Consider the following 18,699-nt stretch of genomic DNA (forward strand, 5'->3'; position numbering starts at 1 on the left):
CCTTACGTCTAATAAGGACTGTTCGACACTTTCGGTTGGAAAGACCGTCCGCGCTCCCTCGCTCGGGCGGGGAGGTTTCATGCAGCGGTATCTCGCCCTCATAGCTTTGTTTGTTTTCTCTCTTCCCGTTGGCCTTTCTATCTCAGGTTGCGCCACCCAAGTCGGGGATTTTTGTAACGGACTCGGATTTGGCCCGAAGACGAACGCGGTAGAGTTCATTACCCTGCAACCTGAAACGACCGGTATCTCGTTGTCCTGGGGACAGACCGGGCAGGTTTCGGCGCCATCCGCTTTTAACTGCAAAAAAGCCGCCGCCACCGTCTCTACCTTCACCTACGGCAGCAGCAATCTCCTTCTGGCGGATATTTCTCCGACGGGAGCCCTTTGCGGCGGCACCTGGAACCGCAACAGCCCTGGTGGAATCGCGGACTTCACCATCTGCACCCCACCCACTGGCTCCGCGGCCGAGCAATGCAACGCCACCAGTTGCGGCGTGGCCCAGATTACGGCGTCGGGCTCCGGCGTCACCAGCAATCCCGTTCCCGTCTTCGTTCATCCACCAGTGACGGCTATAAGCGTGCCAGCACAGACCGCATGCGTTTCGCAGAATAATCCCGGACCCACTTTCACAGCGACGGTGTCTGGTCCGAACGGTGTTGTCATACCGGCCGCCAGCGTCGGCACCATCGATTACACCCCGGTCACCAGCTCGATCGTGACGATCAACAACACCACCGTCACCGGTACGGGCACCAACGGAACAACTACCGCCAATATGCCGGGGTCGACCGTCGTGAACGCCACGGTTGCCCTGGTCAGCGCACCGGCCGGGTACTTCTACACCTGCCCGCCGACTAATATCGCCCTGTCGATCAATGGCGCCACCAGCGCGGTGGTCAACCCCAGCACCCCGCAGAACATCCTGGCTGTCGCTACCGACCAGAACAACACCATCCTCAGCGGCCTGACGCTCGATTTCACATCGACGCGGCCGCAGGAGATTGCCGTCAGTGCGGCGGGACAGGTCTCCTCGACCTTCCCCAGCGCCACCGCGATTACCGCCATCTGCCAGCCGACCACCTGTAATCCGTCGCCTATCGGCCAGATAGGTGTTCTCGGCACCGGCATGCCGGTGGTGAGCAACACGCTCAACGTCACATCGCCGGGCCGCAGCAGCACGATCATGTGGATGGCCTCCACGCAATCGCAGTATTTCAGCCAGATCGACCTCACCACGGGTCTGCCCAGCTCTCCCATCCGCACACCGTTCCCCCCTAACTCCATGGTCCTCGACCAGGCTGGGAACAACCTCTATTTCGGCAGCTTTCGCGAGCTGATGATCTACAGCGCCTCGACCAATGGACTGTCCAAGGAAGACGTATCGGTTCCGGGAGTAGTCCTCGCAGCCTCACCGGACAGCACCACGCTGGTCATCAACGACCAGCTGCGCCAGGTCATTTATCTCTATACCGTCTCGACCGGCGCGAATACCAGCGTTGGCGGCCTGGCTACGAAGGCGGTCTTCTCGCCGGACGGCAAGAACGTCTACATCACCGGACCCAATAACCTTTACGTGCATAACGCCAACAGCGGCTGGAGCACCTACCCCATCAACGCAACCGAGCAGAGTTGCACGCTGAACAACAATAGCCCGCTGGCGGGGGGCACCTACGATCCCTTCTGCGGATCGGATCTTGCGCTGACCATTCCCGCGGTTGGACAGTTCATCACCGGCTCCCCAACGACGGCGCACAGCTTCTGCCCCAATGCTTCGGCGAATCCGCCTTACTATCCCGCAGCCGGCAGCGTGGGCGCCCAGACCGATAAGTTGGCCAACACCAATGACGGCCTGCACATCCTGGGAGCCAGTGTCAGTGGGAACACCTTCACTGATATCGGTGTGACCGTTCCCACCGGGGCGTGCCCGGCTTTCAGCGGCGGCACTCCTCGAACGTTCCCGACCACTCTGAACCAGACTCCTTTTCCGGCGGGTGTTACTCCTACGGAGATCGACGACGTGTTAGCTTCGCCCGACTCCAGCGTGGCCTTTGTGCTCTACAACGCCACCGCAGCAACCGGACTTCTTCCCGCCTACCAACCGTCGGCAAGTCCAGGCGCGGCGGGAACCCTCTCCACGGTGCAGTTGTCGGGCACTGCCCAGGCACCCATTGCCGGTATCTTTTCTCCCGATGACACCATCTTCTTCGTCAGCACGTCGGGCGACAATCTTATCCATTACGTTGACCCGGTTGCGCTCAAGGACACCCTGACCATCAATCCCGGCTTGACCAACGCCAGTGGCCAGACCGTGCCGGCTCAGATGCTGGCCGTCAAGCCAAGGCCGACTACCTAGAACGAATTGCAATCCTAAAAGACGAAAGGCCTGCCACAAGTGGCAGGCCTTTCGTGTCCTGAGAGCTGTTGTTCCCCCAAACCGCAACCCTCGTGACATCTCTGAGTTTGCTTCAGCCGCCCTATTGAGAGAATCCCCCATATCTCGTACCCAGATAGCACGAGAGTGGTACCTGAAACGCGCTATACCAGGTACTTTTGGGTTCTCGTCGCAAAGGAAAACCGCCGCCATTTACGATTTTCAATGCAGGAGTCCCACTCAATCTCACCGCTGCAAAAGACCCATTGGTCGATTCCGGAAGTTTCAGTATCGTAGGGACTGAAGAAAGCGAAACAAACGCAAACGCTCCAAAGCGTCGCTCTCGATTCAGGAGATCCTCCTCCCCTGCATGGCTCGAAGAACCGCGAATTTCTGCCCTGGGCTTTTCAGGCTACGTGAGCGTGCTGCGATAGAGATCTCGCAAACGCTTCGCATCGCCGGACGGCCGGTCGCGCCTAAATTCTTGCTTGCAACCTCGCTTGCTCGACTATCGATGCCGGCCCGCTCTTTTTTCGCTTTTTGCAGGCAGTCCAGGCCCAATTCAGTTACTCGTCTCGCCATAGCTGCCGCAAAGGCGGCCATCGTTCCCTGCCTCTTCGTTGGCTGGATGGGATGGACGGTAGCCGTTGCTCAGGCGCCCGCTTCCTCGCCACAATTGCCCGGCGCTCTTACCGGCGTCGTCGCCGACCCCTCCGGGGCACTGGTGCCCTCCGCGGTCGTCACTCTCGAAGGCAGCGATCACTCGCAGCTTTCGACCTCCACTGACACTCAAGGAACCTTTCGCTTCGCCACTGTATTGCCGGGAACCTATCAGCTCATCATCGTGGCTCATGGCTTTCGCAGCGAAGCGCGCGATGGTGTTGCAATTCAAGCGGGAGAGACGCTCCGGCTGCGGATTGATCTGCGCATCGATATCCAGCATCAGCAGATCGCGGTTTCCGGCGAAGAACTGGATGCCAGTCCCGACCTCAGCCCGGGAGCGATTGTCCTCAGCCCCTCCGATTTGAAGTCGCTGCCCACCAATCCCATCGACCTCCAGACCCAGCTTCAGCTGATTGCCGGCTCCGACCCCACCACCCCGCCCCAGCTTTACATCGACGGATTTACCGGCACTCGCCTCCCGCCCAAATCGTCGATCCGTGAGATTCGCATCAACCAGAATCCATACTCGGCTCAATACGACACTATTGGACTGGGGCGTATCGAAGTCTTTACGAAACCGGGGAGCGACAAGCTGCACGGCGATCTCACCCTGCTCGGCGACGACTCGGGCTTGAACTCCAGCAATCCTTACGTCGTGGGGCAGCCGGCGTATTCCGCTTTTTACTCGCAGGGAGCCATTGGCGGCCCACTAACGAAAAACAGCTCGTGGCTTCTTACCGGCGACCGCCAGGATGTTGGCGCTCAGTCGTTTGTCTATGCGACGACCTCGAGCAACAGCCCGGTGGTCGCGACCACCGTCAATAGCCCTCAGACTTCGACCGATCTCGGTCCGCGGCTCGATTTTCAGCTGGGCGCGGTGCACACCCTCACCGTTCGTTACCAGTTCGGACGGCAGGACCAGGATAATCTCCTGCAGAGCCAGCTTTCTTTGCCCTCTCAAGCCATCGATACCCGGCATACCGATCAGACACTCCAGCTCAGTGATACCCAGACCTGGACGGAACACGTCATCAACGAGACGCGCTTCCAGTTCATGCGCATCAACGACAGCTCGTTGTCACTCAGCAGCGCTCCTTCTGTGCTGGTGCAAGGGGCTTTCAATGGCGGGGGGAACGCCATCGACCAGCTGCATGACGGACAGAACCGGTATGAAGTGCAGAATTACCTTTCGCTGCTGCGCGGCAACCATCTCATCCGCATCGGCGGACGCCTGCGCGACACCCAGGACAGCAACACCTCCAGCGACGGATACAACGGCGTATATATCTTTTCCTCCCTCGGCGCCTATGAGCTCACGACACAGGGGCTGGCCGAGGGACTGAGTCCCGCGCAGATCCGGGCCAATGGCGGGGGCGCCAGCTACTTCACCTACGCCCAGGGCAATCCCAGGGTCAACGTCAACCTGGCCGACCTCGGCCTGTACCTCGAAGACGAGTGGAAGATCACGCCGAACACCACGCTGGACGCGGGCCTGCGCTACGAAACTCAATCGCACATTCACGACCACGCCGACTTCGCTCCGCGCCTGAGCTGGTCCTGGGCCATCGGCGCGGGACATGACGGGAACCGGGACAAACCCGCGTGGGGCGTCCTCCGCGCCGGCATCGGCGTCTTCTATCAGCGCTTCGGTGTGGACTCTGTCGACCTGGCGGAGCGCGAGAACGGAATCACCCAGCGTCAGTATTCAGTCAACGACCCCGACTTCTATCCGGCGCGTCCTCAGCCTGACGCGCTTGGCCCGAATGCGCAGCCTATTATCTACCGCATAGGCGCGCAGCTTCACGCGCCGTACATCGTGCAGCAGGGCGTCAGCCTCGACAAGGATTTCTTCAAGCGCCTCACCCTCTCCATCGACTACAGCTTCTATCGCGGCGTCGACCAGTTTCTTCTGCGCAATGTCAACGCGCCGCTGCCCGGCACCTACAACCCGGACGATCCCAGCAGCGGCATTCGCCCGGTAACTGACGGGGGAAACATCTATGAGTACGAGTCCGAGGGCATTTCCAAGAGAAACCGGCTCCTGCTCAATGTCCACTACCGCACCAAACCGGTCACGTTTTACGGAATCTACATTTTCGGTTACAGCAAGGCCAACACCACCGGCGCCTCCTACACGCCTTCCAACCAATACGACCTGCACGCCGACTATGGACGCGCAGCGAACGATCTGCGTAATCGCGCCTACTTCGGCGGTCTGGCCAACCTGCCCTTCAAGTTCCAGATCGATCCGTTCCTGGTCCTCGAAAGCAGCATGCCGTTCAACATCACGACCGGAACCGATCTGAATGGGGACTCGCAATTCAACGATCGTCCCGCGTTCGCAACCGATCTGAGCCGGCCCAGCGTATATCGCACCAAGTGGGGTAACTTTGACGCCGCCCCGCTGTCTGGGCAGACCATCATCCCGATCAACTATGGAAGCGGACCCTCGGTAGCGATGCTGCAGATGCTCTTGTCCCGCACCTTTGCCGTCGGACCCCGGATTGGCGACTCATCGGTCCAACCAGCAGCCCCGGGCAGCAAGATACTCAAGCAAGAGATCCCTCGCAAGTACCAACTCAACCTGGGAATCGAAGCGCAGAACGTGCTGAACATCGTGAATGGAGGACTGCCGATAGGAGTCCTCGGCGCTCCTCTCTTTGGCCACTCTACGTCTCTTTCCTCGACTCAGTTTTCCAATACCCAGGCCAACCGCATCCTCTATCTGCATATGGATCTGAGTTTCTAGATCTGAGCTTTTAGTTACTGTCCGAAGTAAGAACAGGCATGGCGGACGGGATCCGTAGAGCTTTTCAGCTCATTTTCCTTGCCGGTTGGCTTCTAATCTTTCGATTCTTACCCCCCAAATAACCTATCTTGTTTCAATTTGACGCATGGCAACTTAAACAAAATATTAGGTTGATACCCCTCAATTCATGGGGGGACGCTATAACTTTCAAATTCTGCCGATATAGTAACCGTTCTTGCACAAATCGGTAAGCACCGAGAGTAAGAGCGGTAAAAGGCACTTGGTGATTGAAACGAGGGCTTCGGCCGGTATGATACCCGCTATCGAGGCCGGGATCGCGTTGCGCCTTTAGAACGAGAATCCCGCAGAAAACTCTCTGCGGTACTTGCATTGATTTACTCAAAAAGCTTCTGCGATTCGAACGGTGAATAGTTGTCGGAAACGAATATGAGCTTGAATATCTTTGGTTCCATCTGGCGAAAGCACGGAGAGGCGGAGTCGAGCGTTAGCGCGCAGGAGTCGCGCCATGCTCTTCCGGAAACTCTCCTGCTCGAAGCCAAGGCCAGAGAAGCAAGACGCTTCATCGCGCGGCAGACGATCTTCGATCGCCGCAAGGGAGTTTTTGGATACGAGCTTCTCTTCCGCTCGGGCTGGGAAAACTGCTTCCGCGGAGATACCGACGAAGCTACCCGCATCATGATCGCCGATGGAGCTCTCTACGGATTTCACGACCTGACCCACGGAGCGCCGACTTTCGTTAACTGCACCCGCGAATCTCTGGTAAGCGGCATCGTAACTTTGCTCCCGGAATCGACCGTCCTAGAAATACTCGAGACCGTGGTTGGTGATGAAGAAATTCTCGAGGCCTGCGCCCGCTATAAGAAACTCGGCTACAAGCTGGCTCTTGACGATTTCCGCATGAGCGAAAGCATGGAAGGGCTGCTTCATCTCGCGGATTACGTGAAGGTCGACTTCCGGCTCTCCGATGCCAAGGAGAGAGCTGAAATCATAGCCCGGCTCAAAGGCACGAAGATAACGTTATTGGCGGAGAAGGTCGAGACCGAGCAAGAATTCCAGGCTGCTCTGAACGAAGGCTTTACTCTCTTTCAAGGTTACTTCTTCTGTCATCCGGTCGTTTTCTCGAAGAAGATCATGCCCGCCAATGGGGCGAACTATCTCTATCTTCTGTCCGCTCTCAGCCAGGGAGAGTTTCGCATCTCGCAACTGGCCCTCTTATTGAAGTCCGAGATAGCGCTCAGTTATCAGTTGCTGCGCCTGGTCAATTCCGCGTCATTCGGATTGAACCGCGAAGTGCGTTCCATGGAAGACGCGCTGATGCAGGTGGGAGAGCTGCAATTTCGAAAGCTGCTCATCAATGCCATCGCTACAGAAACCTGCCGAAGCCGCTCCAGCGAACTGCTCGTCCACGTTCTTCATCGCGCGCGCTTCCTGGAATTGATGGCTCCATTCACTGGCGAGAATGCCGCGGAACAATATCTCTTCGGCATGCTGTCTTTGATGGACGTGATGCTGGAAATGCCGACGTCGGACCTGATCGCTGCCTTGCCGCTACGTCCGGAGATCAAGGAAGCTTTGTCCGGAGAAACCAACCACGCGAGCGCCGCGCTCAAACTATTCGAGTGTTATAAAGAGGCCGATTGGGCCGCCTGCATGGAGCAGTGCTCCGCCCTTCGCCTTAGCGAAGCTGAATTAAGCGATCTTTATACGCAATCTCTTGCGTGGGCTGAGAAAGCCGTCACGATCGATCCAAGAAAGTCTCTGGCGCCGAATTAGGACTTGTGCCGAAGGAACGCTGGAAGCCTGCTAACGGCCTGCCTGCTTCTTGAAAAACATTCCCGCCACCAGAAACATCGCCGACACTGCGACCGCCAAAAGTCCCCGCGCCAGAGCTCCACGATGCAGCACCAGCGCCGCGTCCAGAAACCAGGCCGCTGAGCCAACGAACCATATCCAATAGAGATTGCGGCTCACTATAACTCTGGAATGCGGACAGCCCCAACCACTGCCGCTTTCCACATCGTAGCAGCGCAGAATTCCCGAGAGCAAAAGCACACGCCGGTGATTTGAGATGGATGACGAACCTTTGTAGCGCGAGCGGGATGTTCCCTCAGCGGCTGAAGCGGCGCTCCTTCTGCTCAATTTATGTACGGCCTGAAGGTCGTACCCTGCCCAAGCCAAAACCTTTGTCGACAATCCGAACGCACGATATCGGTGATTTGCTTCAATCCACCTGGCAGACCAGGCACTTCAGATACTCGGTCTCTGGGATGGTCAGGACGACCGGATGATCTGCAGCCGCGCCGCGACGCTCCAGAAGACGCACCCGCCGTCCTGCGTCGCCCGCCGCTGCCGCAACAATAGCCTGGAAGTCCGCCCCCGACACATGGTGCGAGCAGGAGCAGGTCACGAGCACGCCGCCCGGCCGCAGCATCTTCAGCGCTCGCAGGTTCAGCTCCTTGTATCCGCGCAAAGCTCCCTCGACTGCCCTTTTGGACTTGGCAAAGGCCGGCGGATCGAGCACGATCGTATCGTAGGCAGCTCCCGACTCGCTCCAGTCGCGCAGCAGGTCGAAGGCATCAGCCTCAACCCAATCGACCTGCGCCGTCAGGCCGGAGTTCGCGGTCAGGTTTCGCTCCGCTACTTCGAGTGCGGCACGCGAAACATCCACGCCTGTCACCCGTGAGCAGGCTCGTGCCAGATGCAACGCAAAGCCACCCTGGTAGCAGCAGACGTCGAGTGCTTCGCCATGCGCATAACGCGCGGCGGCGGCATAGTTTTCCCGCTGATCGAGGAAGGCACCGGTCTTCTGGCCGGAGCTGGCGTCGTAGTGAAAGTTCAGGCCGTTCAGCTTAAAGGCCGTCTGCAGCAGCGGCTCCTCGGAGTTGGCCGCAAACAGCGGAAACCGTCCGGCTTCGGGATCGATCTGCTCCAGCTCGCGAATGCGAGGGTCGGGCCGCTCGACGATCGTGGCCGGCCGCAGTGTCTCGCGCAGAATCTGAGTTACGACAATGCGCACCGCTTCGTCGTCCAACGCCTTGGAGAGCAGCTGCAGAATGACCAATTCGCCATATTTGTCGACCACCAGGCCCGGCAAGGCGTCGGCCTCGCTGAAGACCAGGCGGCAGGCGTTCGTTTCTTCGCCGGCAAGGATATTTGTCCGCCTGGCAACGGCCGCGCGCAGCCGTGTGGCCAGCAGATCGAGCCACGCAGCCTGACCGGCGAGCGGTTCGGTCGTCACCAGCCGCAGAGCGATCTCGGAAAAAGGGCTGTAGAGCGCTGTTCCCAGCAGATCCCCGCGCTGATCGGAGACCGGAAGCAGATGCGGCGCAGATGCGGTAGAAGACTCTTCGCCCTCAGTCTCGAATGAGGGGATCGCAACGATGTCCGATCGATAAACCCACACATGTCCTGCACGCAGCCGGTCAGCAGCACGGCGCGCAATCACCACGGCCCCGTTCTCCGACTCGGCCGGCACACGAGTCTGCGCGCCTGTTGCTTTCGCGGCTGAAATTCCTGCCTTGCGGCGCTGTTTTGACTCATCAAGCTTCATAGATTCAATCCTTTGCTTCAAACAGTTATCGTCGCACAGTGCGGCCTTGCAGGAATCACGAAGATGCATAGGGCTCGTGATGCCTCTTTCGCCTGCTGCGTATAGAATGGGATATGGCAACGGTGGAAACCAGCTCGCTCACGCCAGAGCGAAATGCCGATCTCTTCGCGGATAAGTTCCGCGAGCTGCTGAATTCCGTCCGTGCCAACCGCCCCAACGACGACCCCGAAATCATCCGCAAAGCCTGGGAGTTTTGCCTCGAGCATCACAAGGGACAGCTCCGCGCTTCGGGCGAACCCTACGTCCTGCATCCGCTCGAAGTAGCGCTCGTACTCTCCGAGATGAAGCTGGACTCGACGGCCATCGCAGCCGGCCTGCTGCACGATGCCGTCGAAGATACACCCGTTACGACTGCCGACATTACCGCGAAGTTCGGCGAGCAGGTTGCGCACATCGTCGAGGGCGTGACCAAGATCGACAAGATCGAATTCGCCAACCGCGAAGACCGCCAGGCCGAGAACGTGCGCAAAATGCTGCTGGCCATGGTCAGCGATGTGCGCGTGGTGCTGATCAAGCTTGCGGATCGCCTGCACAACATGCGCACGCTCGAGCATCTGCCCCTAGAAAAACGGCAGAACATTGCACGCGAAACGCTCGATATCTATGCTCCACTGGCTCATCGTCTGGGGATGGGCAAAGTACGCGGCGAGCTTGAAGATCTCGCCTTCCGCTACGTCGATCCATTCCAGTACGAACAGGTGCATGAAGCGGTTGAAGCGCGCCGCACTGAGGGCGAGCAGTTCCTCTCCGGCGTCGAAGCGCTGCTGATCGAGCGGCTGCGCGAGAACAATGTCAAGGCCCGCGTCGAGTGGCGCATCAAGCGTCTCTACAGCATCAACCAGAAGCTACAGAAGTCGCAGGTATCCGTCGACCAGGTTTATGATCTGCTCGCTCTGCGCGTCATTACCTCGAGCGTGCAGGACTGCTACGCGGTCTTCGGCCTCATCCACAGCATCTGGCGTCCGGTTCCCGGCCGCATCAAAGACTTTATCGCCATGCCCCGGCCGAATTTGTATCAGTCACTGCACACTACTGTGATGGGCGAGGCCGGCCATCAATTCGAGGTGCAGATTCGCACCGAAGAGATGCACCGCATCGCCGAAGAAGGAATCGCAGCGCACTGGAAATACAAGACAGCAGGCTCGCCGATCAGCGCGCGCGATGAACAGCGGCTGGCCTGGGTGCGGCAGCTGGTCGAGTGGCAGCGGGAGATGACCGATCCCAACGAATTTCTATCGACTCTGAAGATCGATCTCTATCCGGAGGAGGTTTACACCTTCACTCCCAAGGGCAAGGTGGTCGTGTTGCCCAAAGATGCCAGCCCGCTGGACTTCGCGTACTCGATCCACACCGAAGTTGGAAACACCTGTATCGGCGCCAAGGTGAATGGACGCATGGCGCCGCTGCGCTCGAAGCTGCGCAACGGAGACATCGTTGAGGTCATTACCCAGAATGGTCACACACCGAGCCGCGACTGGCTCAACATCGTCAAGAGCTCGCGGGCCCGCAACAAGATCAAGCATTGGCTGAACGAGCACCAGCGCGAGCGCGCCATCGAGATCGGCCGCAAGCTGCTCGAGCGCGAGGCCAGGAAATACAAGATCGCACTTTCCAAATTCGACGAATCGGACTACGAGCGCATCGCTGCGGAGTACAGCGTGGCCACGCCCAACGATCTGATGGCGGCCATCGGCTTCGGCAAATACTCGGCGCGCCAGGTGTTGAATCGCATCAGCCCGGGGGTCATCAGCCAGCAGCCCTCGGAACAGGAGTCGACGACTCCCGGCGTCTCCGATACCGTCAAACGCGTCTCGCTCACCAGCAATGCGGATTCGCTTCAGGTGGAAGGCCAGGACGAGTTGCTCGTCTACCGCGCGCGATGTTGCAATCCGATTCGCGGCGAAGAGATTATCGGCTACGTGACACGCGGCAAGGGCGTCGCAGTCCACGCGCGAAGCTGTCCCAATGTGCAGAACCTCCTTTATGAATCCGACCGCCGCGTCACCGTCGAGTGGGCGCGCCCGGCGGATGAATCCGTAGGACGGCGCCTTACCTATCCGGTTAAGCTCACGGTCTTCTGCGACGACCGCACCGGCATGCTGAAGGAGCTCACTGCCGTCATCAGCGACGAGAACACCAACATTCGCACCGTCGACTCCAAGCCTGGCCTCAACGATGACGCTATCGTCGAATTCGTCATCGAAGCCGAAGACGTGCGGCACTTGACGCGCCTGGTGCAAGGGCTCCGCCGCGTACCGGGCGTCCGCGACGTTCAGCGTTCGCAGAAGCTGTAGCTAACAGGCAGCGGGAGTAGGATAAACGCATGGAATCCGAGTGGACGAAACTCGCTCGTAAGCTTGCGGAGGGCGCGCGGCGCAAGGCTGCGGAAGAACAACGGCGTATCGACGCTATCATCGCTTCCCGTAAAGATACTCAGTCTCAACAGCCCCAATCAAATTGAAAACCCCGACATTCACGCTTGTCGCCGGACCAAACGGCTCTGGCAAAAGCACTCTGACTGGCGGTAATCTCGACTTCTTCTCAGCTTATCCTCTGCTAGATCCTGATGTGATCGCTAAGACGATTCAAGCCGATCCAGCAAATACGAATCCTCTTACCGCAGGTCGAGAAGTTCTTACCAAAGTTGCCGGCTTTGTTGATCGTCGCGAGAGTTTTGCAGTCGAGACCACACTTTCCGGCAAGAACTACATCGAGACCATGCGGACGGCTGGCAATCTAGGATTCGCTATTCATCTGGTCTATATCGGAACCGTTGATGTCGAGATCAATTTAGTCCGCATCCGTCGGAGGTTTATCGGCGGCGGACACGATGTCCCGGAAGCGGACGTCCGTCGTCGTTACGAGCGAAGTTTGAAAAACCTGATTATCGCGGCGCACGTTGCAGATTTCGTCATGCTCTTCGACAACTCTACGGATGGTGGCTATCGTGAAGTCGCCATGATCGAAAATGGCACGCCCCGATGGTTCGACCCCGTCCCTGCTTGGGCAGGCCCTTTGAAAACATCCTTCAAAAACATCTGAAATACGAGCGGCTATTTGCCTCCGGCCAGCCATTCTCCGACAATCAATCCATGAGCACAAAGACAGCTATCGCCACCACCAAAGCTCCCGCGGCCATCGGCCCCTACACGCAGGCCGTTCGCGTCGGAAATTTTCTCTACACCTCGGGACAAATCCCTCTCGATCCGGCCAGCGGACAGATCGTTTCCGGCGGCATTGCCGAGCAGACTACTCAGGTCCTCGAAAATCTTAAGGCTGTCCTGGAATCCGCGGGCACCTCTCTGGCCGGCGTCATTAAAACGACGGTTTTTCTCAAGGACATGAATGACTTCGCCGCCATGAACGCCATCTACGGCAAATATCTGGCGCCGGAAGGCACGGTCGCGCCCGCCCGGTCGACGGTCGAGGTCGCCCGCCTTCCTAAAGATTCGCTGGTCGAAATCGAAGTCATCGCTGCGCTTTAAGAGAGGTGTAACGAATCGGTCCCGAAGTCCATCCAATATCCAGGAAAGCGAGGGAATGATGACCGACACGAAAGTCGAGAAGATCCAGAAGACGGAAGAGGAGTGGAAGGCGCAGCTTACGCCCGAGCAGTACTACGTCACGCGGCAGAAGGGCACCGAGCCGGCATTCTCCGGAGCGCTTTACCGTAACCACGCGGACGGCATCTATCGCTGCGTAGCCTGCAATGCCGAGCTCTTCACCTCCGATACGAAGTTCGAGTCCGGCAGCGGCTGGCCGAGTTTCTATCAGCCGGTAAGCGCCAGCGCGGTCGACGAGCATGAAGATAGCAGCTACGGCATGCGCCGGGTGGAGGTGACCTGCGCCCGTTGCGGAGCCCATCTCGGGCATGTCTTTCCAGACGGTCCGAAGCCCACAGGCGAGCGCTTCTGCATCAACTCGGCAGCTCTCAACTTTGAAAAGTCGAATTCGTGAGTTTGCCGAAATCACAGGCGAAGCGAACGGCCAGCGATTTTAAGTCGCTGGCCGTTCTCATCTGCACAATCACGCTTGCCGGCATTGCGTTCGCGCAGTTCCACGGCCATCACGCACCCTGGGCTGATTCCGTAGCATCCACACGGACCATCGAGGCGAAAGGTTCGCCCATCCAGATCGATTTCGGACCTGGCGACCCTAGCCTGCCACCGGACCAGATCGTGCACTGGGTCCAGAACGCAGGCCTTGCTGTCACCACTTACTACGGCCGCTTCCCTGTCCCACGCGACCGCGTCCTCGTCGAGTTCGTTCCAGGTGAGAGCGGAGTCGGCGGCGGCACTACGTGGGGCGGAGTGGGAGGCTTTCCCGGCTTCACTCGCATCCACGTCGGCCAAAACAGCACGCAGCAGGATCTCGATGACGATTGGATGATGACCCATGAGCTCATCCACACCGCCTTTCCTTCCGTCGACGATGACCATCACTGGATCGAAGAAGGCATCGCGGTCTACGTCGAGCCCGTTGCCCGGGTGCAAGCAGGTCTGCTCAAGCCGGAAAAGATATGGGGCGACATGATGCGGGATATGTCGAAGGGCAATCCAGGACCGGGCGACCAGGGACTCGACAATACCCATACGTGGGGCCGAACCTACTGGGGAGGCGCGCAGTTCTGCCTCATGGCGGATGTAGAGATCCGCAAGCAGACCGCCAACCGCAAGGGCCTGCAGGACGCACTTCGCGCCATCGTCAATGCGGGAGGCACCATCGATCAGGATTGGCCTCTGACCAAGGCGCTGACCATTGGTGATCAGGCGACCGGGACGCATGTGCTGATGGATCTCTACAACAAGACGCGGGACAAGCCGGAAACCATGGATCTGGACGCGTTATGGAAGCAGCTGGGAGTGGTGAAGGACGGGGATGGGGTGCGCTTCGACAATAATGCGCCACTCGCGAAGATTCGAGTCGCGATTACAAATCCGCCAAAGCCCTAGCGTAAACACAGAAAAGCCCGGGCGCGAAACGGCCGGGCTTTTGCTTCCGAAAGAAGATTTAGGCCTTAACGACTTTGCCGCTCTTGATACAGCTGGTGCACACGCGAATCCGCTTCGCGCCACCCTCGGTCTTGGCCTTCACCGGGCGCAGATTTACGTTCCAGCGACGGCGGCTCACGTTGTGTGCGTGCGAGATGTTGTTGCCGAACTGCGGACCCTTGCCGCAAAGATCACAAACCTGTGCCATGACAAACTCCAAATCCTGAATTGTTCGGGCGATCCGGATCCGTTAGGCCTCTCCGTGCGGACAAAAGCAGCCGCAAAACTGAACCGGAGAGCAGGCAGATCGATGGATGGGATTCCCATCCTGGCGCCGAATCTCCAGTTTAGCCTATCTCCGCTGATTTCTTCAAGCGAACAGCGGATTGCCGCCATCTCCGTGCCTGCCGGCCAGCGCTGGCAATTGCCAGCGCAGAACTAACTCAGCGAAGCCGTAAGGTCTTTATCCTTTGTTTCCTTGATGGCCAGCAGCCCCAGAAAAGTAAGAATTGCCGAGCCTGTCAGGTAGTAGCCGACATATTGAAGGCCATACGTCTTTGCCAGCCATGTGGCAATATACGGGGCGAGCGATGCGCCCAGGATGCCCGCGAAGCTGAGCGCGAGAGAACTGCCCGTATATCGAATGGGCGTGGGGAAAAGCTCAGAAACCAATGTGCCGAGCGGCCCCCAGGTGAATCCCATCAAAGCCAGACCGATGCACAGCATCGCAGTCGTTCCAACGATGCCGGCCGTGAACAGCGGAGCCAGAACGAGGCCAAAGACCGCGATCAGCGCGGTGACGACGAACATCACCCGGCGGCGCCCATGCTCCGCCAGCACAGAGGAGATGGGAATCGTGAGGGCGAAAACCAGGACGCCAAGCAGTTGAATCAGAAGGAAACTGGAGCGGCTGTAATGAAGTACGCTGGTTCCCCACGAAAGGGCGAAGACCGTCATCAGGTAGAACAGAACGAATGTGGCCAGACAGACAAAGACGCTTGCCACCAGCGGCCCCAAATAGCGACGGAAGACTGTGCTCATGGGAACGGCAACCGTTTCCCCACGTTCGATCGAAGCCTGAAAGACAGGGGTTTCCGCGATTGTCAATCGAACATAGAGGCCAAGTATCACCAGCACCGCGCTGGCCAGAAACGGGAGCCGCCAGCCGAAATTAAAGAACTGCTCTTCGGTAAGCCAGCGCGAGAGTAGAAGAAAAGTAGTGCCGGAGATCAAAAATCCGATGGGAGCTCCGAGCTGCGGGAATATGCCGTACAGGGCGCGCTTCTTGGGCGGAGCGTTTTCGGCAGCCAGCAGGACGGCGCCGCCCCACTCGCCTCCCAGGCCGATTCCCTGGCCAAAACGGCAGAGCGCCAGAATGAGCGGCGAGGCAATGCCGATGGAGCGATAGGTCGGCAACACTCCAATCATGAAAGTGGCAAGGCCCATGGTCAAAAGAGCCAGAACTAGCGTTCTTTTGCGCCCGATGCGATCGCCGAAGTGTCCAAACAACGCCGATCCGATAGGACGCGCGATGAAGGCAATGCCAAACGTCGCCAGCGATGCAAGCGTGGATGACGACGGATCGGAGGCGGGAAAGAAGAGGCGCGGAAACACAAGTACGGCGGCGGTCGCGTAGATGTAGAAATCGAAGAACTCGATGGTGGTGCCTATCATGCTGGCAAACAGGATTTGCCTTCGCGAATTAACTGACTTTTGCTGCGTGCCGGCCATCGCTTCTCCCAAACTCGAATTCTGTTTCACGCGGACTGCCTTCTGGGGGTTGTACCACAATCTGTCACAGTAAAAGCTTCCGCGTAGGCGGCGAGAGATTCATCGATAGCCTCCTCTTGCCCCCGGGAAATCTTCCTGCGGCCGAGATCGAAACGCGAAAGCTGGAGAGCTCGGCGAGGAGCGTTGCTTAGCCTTCGATCCCCCAATCCGGATCCTGTCGATAAAAACCTTCGCCCGCCGGTTTCATTCCTTGGCCGATAAGTGCAGACACTTGATGTAGGCTCTTAATTGGTTGTCGTTGCGGATCTGGGCCTGAGGCGGAGTTGGGCCATTGACCTGAGCCTTCCGCGCCGGTAAAATCAAATGGTTTGGCGATTCTGCCTTTCGCTCTGCGGCTCACCCCTCTGGATTGAAGAAGTGCACGACCAGATGCAGCCAGCTCACTCCTGAACTGTTGAGAGTTTGAGCCATTCGTTGAGCGAGCACGTATCTGCCCAGCCTTGAGATTGGAAGCGCGTTCGCACCGTCGAACGCTGGAGGAATTATGTACGCGGTCATCCGCACTGGTGGAAAGCAATATCGCGTCGCCCCGGGCGATGTGGTCAAGATTGAGAAGGCAGCGGCCAACGAGAACGGCGCCGTCGAGTTCAGCGAAGTCCTCGCCTTCTCCGGCGATAACGGCATCGGCAACCCCGCGTCCGCGAAGGTCATCGGCACGGTCCTGGGCGAAGGGCGCGGCGAGAAGATTCTGGTCTTCCACTACAAGCGCAAGAAGCAGTACAAGAAGATGCAGGGGCATCGCCAGGATTACACCGAGGTCCGCATCGACTCGATCGAAGTGGACGGCAACAGCTACAGCGCGGCCAAGTAACGAAGAATTTCGGCAGGCCTGCTGGCCTCCACCAAGAAAAGGATTAAGCAATGGCACATAAAAAAGGACTAGGCAGCTCGAAAAATGGCCGCGACTCGAACGCCCAGCGGCTCGGAGTCAAGAAGTTCGGCGGCGAACTGGTCACCGGCGGCTCGATCATCGTTCGTCAGCGTGGCACACCCCTGAAGCCCGGCCTGAACGTCGGCATCGGCAGCGATGACACGCTCTTCGCCAAGATCGACGGCTATGTCAGGTTCATCGACCGCGGACGGACTGGTCGCTTCGTAGCTATCGAGCCGGTAGCGGCAGAGTAACGCCACAGCCCACAACAAGAATCCAGAACGAAAGAAGAGCGGCCGGAGATCCTCTGGCGGCTCTTCTCTTTTTTAGCGCGTAAACAGCAAAGCCCCGGAAGATTCCGGGGCTTTGTCATGATGCGAGAACTGTTTAGCTGATGGAATTCTTGGTGAGGATCTTGTCGACCACCTTCTCCACGTCCTGGAGGAAGAAAGCCTGCGACTGCCCGAGCGCTACATGCGGTGCGCTGTGCCCAAGGGCCTTGGCGATCTCGTTCCAGCGAATCAGAGGCGAGGAGACAGGCAAGGTCGCTGCGCTGCGCACAGTCGATTCTTCCGGGAGAAAGAAGTAAGCGGTCCAGGTCATAAAGGCGGAGAGGGTAATGGCTTCCAAGATAAGATTTCCAACTGAATAAAGGCCAGCGTGTCTCGCTATGAGAGCCGATGCGACCAACTGCGAAGCGGCTTCCAATCCGAAGCCTAGACCGAGCCCGAAGGTCACGCTTCGAAATGAGCGACCGAGACTATGCACTGTGAGCGCCAAAAAGGCTAAAAGGCAAAGCTCCATAATGGAGACGCATTTCATCATCTGCGTTCCGATGGTCGCAAACACATCGCCGTCTTCGCGAATGGAAAGAGCAGCCCCGATCGATATCAGTACCGACACCACACTCACCCAGCGAAAGGCGATGATGCCAAGTCTTTGCAGGCCGGGGACAGGCGTCATGAGTTCTTTAAATATCTCTTGAACGGCAAAGAAAATCGCAACCGCGCCGACGATGTAAGACAACCAATAGCCGTAAATATACGCGAGGGTCTGAGCTCTCTCGCCGATCGACGAGAAATGGTGAGCATTCAGTATTCCGAGCAGCGCAACACCACTAAAAAATCGCAGGGCCAGATAAAAGGTGATCGCTGGAAACCGCTTTTTCATCCCCGCCTTGAGCGCAGCGAGCAACGCCAGCAGATTGAGCCAAGGCTCGGCGAGCGTCAGGCCGTGAAGTAGCGGAGTTGTCCATGCCATCGTCGCTCACCCTATCGAGATACAGCATAGCTCGACGGAGGGTGCGCACTCAATCAGATAAATCGCCTTTTATCTACAACATTCGGGTGACCGGCAGGTGACCGGTGGAGGTTACTTGCCGCCACGAATGTTGCAAGTAGCAGGGGAGCAAAGAGGAGCCGGCATTCCCGCGAGGACGACCTGATGGCTGAGAGTGACTACCTGCTCGGTACGCGAGGCATGGCTGGAAGCTACGCCGGCGACGGCTCCGGAAACGGCGAGGACGAGGGCGAAGGTGCGGACAGTGGTTTTGATCATTTTGGTAACTCCTGAAAATGGATTTAGCCTTCGACAAGAAAGGTTTCGATACTTTGTAGTATAGCCACAACCCCT

The 18,699-nt window shown here is 58.3% G+C and carries 16 protein-coding genes; 10 read left to right on the forward strand and 6 right to left on the reverse strand.

The genetic code is table 11. The features are described 5' to 3' along the window. Positions 1–79: 79 nt before the first annotated feature. The 3 genes from XX99_RS13215 (at position 80) to XX99_RS13230 (ending at position 7,577) form a co-directional block, all read left to right on the forward strand. Positions 80–2,353, forward strand: a complete 2,274-nt coding sequence (locus XX99_RS13215; RefSeq protein WP_050059844.1) for a YncE family protein — start codon at positions 80–82, stop codon at positions 2,351–2,353. 388 nt (positions 2,354–2,741) lie between these two features. Further along, entirely contained in the window at positions 2,742–5,783 is a 3,042-nt protein-coding gene (locus tag XX99_RS13225) for a TonB-dependent receptor (RefSeq protein WP_082125535.1), read from the forward strand. A gap of 447 nt (positions 5,784–6,230) precedes the next feature. Further along, complete coding sequence (locus XX99_RS13230) at positions 6,231–7,577, forward strand: EAL and HDOD domain-containing protein (protein WP_050059847.1); 1,347 nt, start codon at positions 6,231–6,233, stop codon at positions 7,575–7,577. 30 nt (positions 7,578–7,607) lie between these two features. Here XX99_RS13230 and XX99_RS27260 read toward each other — a convergent pair whose 3' ends face one another. Together XX99_RS27260 and XX99_RS13235 are read right to left on the reverse strand one after the other, a co-directional pair. After that, on the reverse strand, positions 7,608–7,775 hold the full coding sequence (locus XX99_RS27260; protein WP_156185967.1) for a hypothetical protein: 168 nt from the start codon (positions 7,773–7,775) through the stop codon (positions 7,608–7,610). A gap of 250 nt (positions 7,776–8,025) precedes the next feature. After that, positions 8,026–9,354 (reverse strand): class I SAM-dependent rRNA methyltransferase, encoded by a 1,329-nt coding sequence (locus XX99_RS13235; RefSeq protein ID WP_082125536.1) that lies wholly within the window; start codon positions 9,352–9,354, stop codon positions 8,026–8,028. 113 nt (positions 9,355–9,467) lie between these two features. Here XX99_RS13235 and XX99_RS13240 point away from each other — a divergent pair, with 113 nt between their 5' ends. The 5 genes from XX99_RS13240 to XX99_RS13260 all read left to right on the forward strand — a co-directional run bounded on the left by XX99_RS13240 (position 9,468) and on the right by XX99_RS13260 (position 14,366). After that, positions 9,468–11,708 (forward strand): RelA/SpoT family protein, encoded by a 2,241-nt coding sequence (locus tag XX99_RS13240; protein ID WP_050059848.1) that lies wholly within the window; start codon positions 9,468–9,470, stop codon positions 11,706–11,708. 163 nt (positions 11,709–11,871) lie between these two features. Beyond that, a complete protein-coding gene (locus tag XX99_RS13245; RefSeq protein WP_050059849.1) occupies positions 11,872–12,456 on the forward strand; it encodes a hypothetical protein in 585 nt (194 codons plus the stop codon). A gap of 50 nt (positions 12,457–12,506) precedes the next feature. Continuing rightward, entirely contained in the window at positions 12,507–12,899 is a 393-nt protein-coding gene (locus XX99_RS13250) for a RidA family protein (RefSeq protein WP_050060128.1), read from the forward strand. 58 nt (positions 12,900–12,957) lie between these two features. Next, entirely contained in the window at positions 12,958–13,371 is a 414-nt protein-coding gene (gene msrB / locus XX99_RS13255) for a peptide-methionine (R)-S-oxide reductase MsrB (RefSeq protein WP_050060129.1), read from the forward strand. Then, positions 13,368–14,366 carry a hypothetical protein gene (locus tag XX99_RS13260; RefSeq protein ID WP_156185968.1) on the forward strand — a complete coding sequence of 333 codons (999 nt, stop codon included), beginning with the start codon at positions 13,368–13,370 and terminating at the stop codon, positions 14,364–14,366. The genes msrB and XX99_RS13260 overlap by 4 nt, the downstream gene beginning before the upstream one ends. 58 nt (positions 14,367–14,424) lie before the next feature. Here XX99_RS13260 and rpmB read toward each other — a convergent pair whose 3' ends face one another. Both rpmB and XX99_RS13270 read right to left on the reverse strand, forming a co-directional pair. Beyond that, positions 14,425–14,613, reverse strand: a complete 189-nt coding sequence (gene rpmB / locus XX99_RS13265; protein ID WP_050059851.1) for a 50S ribosomal protein L28 — start codon at positions 14,611–14,613, stop codon at positions 14,425–14,427. Positions 14,614–14,843: 230 nt separating this feature from the next. Continuing rightward, positions 14,844–16,136 (reverse strand): MFS transporter, encoded by a 1,293-nt coding sequence (locus XX99_RS13270; protein ID WP_050059852.1) that lies wholly within the window; start codon positions 16,134–16,136, stop codon positions 14,844–14,846. A gap of 544 nt (positions 16,137–16,680) precedes the next feature. On the opposite strand from XX99_RS13270, the gene rplU reads away from it, so the two are divergent. Together rplU and rpmA are read left to right on the forward strand one after the other, a co-directional pair. After that, positions 16,681–17,007 carry a 50S ribosomal protein L21 gene (gene rplU, locus XX99_RS13275; protein ID WP_050059853.1) on the forward strand — a complete coding sequence of 109 codons (327 nt, stop codon included), beginning with the start codon at positions 16,681–16,683 and terminating at the stop codon, positions 17,005–17,007. 50 nt (positions 17,008–17,057) lie between these two features. Continuing rightward, positions 17,058–17,321 carry a 50S ribosomal protein L27 gene (rpmA, locus tag XX99_RS13280; RefSeq protein ID WP_050059854.1) on the forward strand — a complete coding sequence of 88 codons (264 nt, stop codon included), beginning with the start codon at positions 17,058–17,060 and terminating at the stop codon, positions 17,319–17,321. Positions 17,322–17,454: 133 nt separating this feature from the next. Here the strand turns inward: rpmA and XX99_RS13285 are convergent, their stop codons facing one another. After that, positions 17,455–18,327 (reverse strand): hypothetical protein, encoded by an 873-nt coding sequence (locus tag XX99_RS13285; protein ID WP_050059855.1) that lies wholly within the window; start codon positions 18,325–18,327, stop codon positions 17,455–17,457. A gap of 111 nt (positions 18,328–18,438) precedes the next feature. Further along, on the reverse strand, positions 18,439–18,624 hold the full coding sequence (locus XX99_RS13290; RefSeq protein WP_050059856.1) for a hypothetical protein: 186 nt from the start codon (positions 18,622–18,624) through the stop codon (positions 18,439–18,441). Positions 18,625–18,699: the final 75 nt, after the last annotated feature.

Source organism: Silvibacterium bohemicum (assembly GCF_001006305.1).
Lineage (GTDB): Bacteria > Acidobacteriota > Terriglobia > Terriglobales > Acidobacteriaceae > Silvibacterium > Silvibacterium bohemicum.

Coding starts and splice junctions, on each gene's coding strand:
- XX99_RS13250 (WP_050060128.1), top strand. CDS start 12,507: ATGAGCACAAAGACAGCTATCGCCACCACCAAAGCTCCCGCGGCCATC.
- rplU (WP_050059853.1), top strand. CDS start 16,681: ATGTACGCGGTCATCCGCACTGGTGGAAAGCAATATCGCGTCGCCCCG.
- XX99_RS13230 (WP_050059847.1), top strand. CDS start 6,231: ATGAGCTTGAATATCTTTGGTTCCATCTGGCGAAAGCACGGAGAGGCG.
- XX99_RS13240 (WP_050059848.1), top strand. CDS start 9,468: ATGGCAACGGTGGAAACCAGCTCGCTCACGCCAGAGCGAAATGCCGAT.
- XX99_RS13225 (WP_082125535.1), top strand. CDS start 2,742: ATGGCTCGAAGAACCGCGAATTTCTGCCCTGGGCTTTTCAGGCTACGT.
- rpmB (WP_050059851.1), bottom strand. CDS start 14,613: ATGGCACAGGTTTGTGATCTTTGCGGCAAGGGTCCGCAGTTCGGCAAC.
- XX99_RS13215 (WP_050059844.1), top strand. CDS start 80: ATGCAGCGGTATCTCGCCCTCATAGCTTTGTTTGTTTTCTCTCTTCCC.
- XX99_RS13290 (WP_050059856.1), bottom strand. CDS start 18,624: ATGATCAAAACCACTGTCCGCACCTTCGCCCTCGTCCTCGCCGTTTCC.
- msrB (WP_050060129.1), top strand. CDS start 12,958: ATGACCGACACGAAAGTCGAGAAGATCCAGAAGACGGAAGAGGAGTGG.
- XX99_RS13270 (WP_050059852.1), bottom strand. CDS start 16,136: ATGGCCGGCACGCAGCAAAAGTCAGTTAATTCGCGAAGGCAAATCCTG.
- XX99_RS13285 (WP_050059855.1), bottom strand. CDS start 18,327: ATGGCATGGACAACTCCGCTACTTCACGGCCTGACGCTCGCCGAGCCT.
- rpmA (WP_050059854.1), top strand. CDS start 17,058: ATGGCACATAAAAAAGGACTAGGCAGCTCGAAAAATGGCCGCGACTCG.
- XX99_RS13235 (WP_082125536.1), bottom strand. CDS start 9,354: ATGAAGCTTGATGAGTCAAAACAGCGCCGCAAGGCAGGAATTTCAGCC.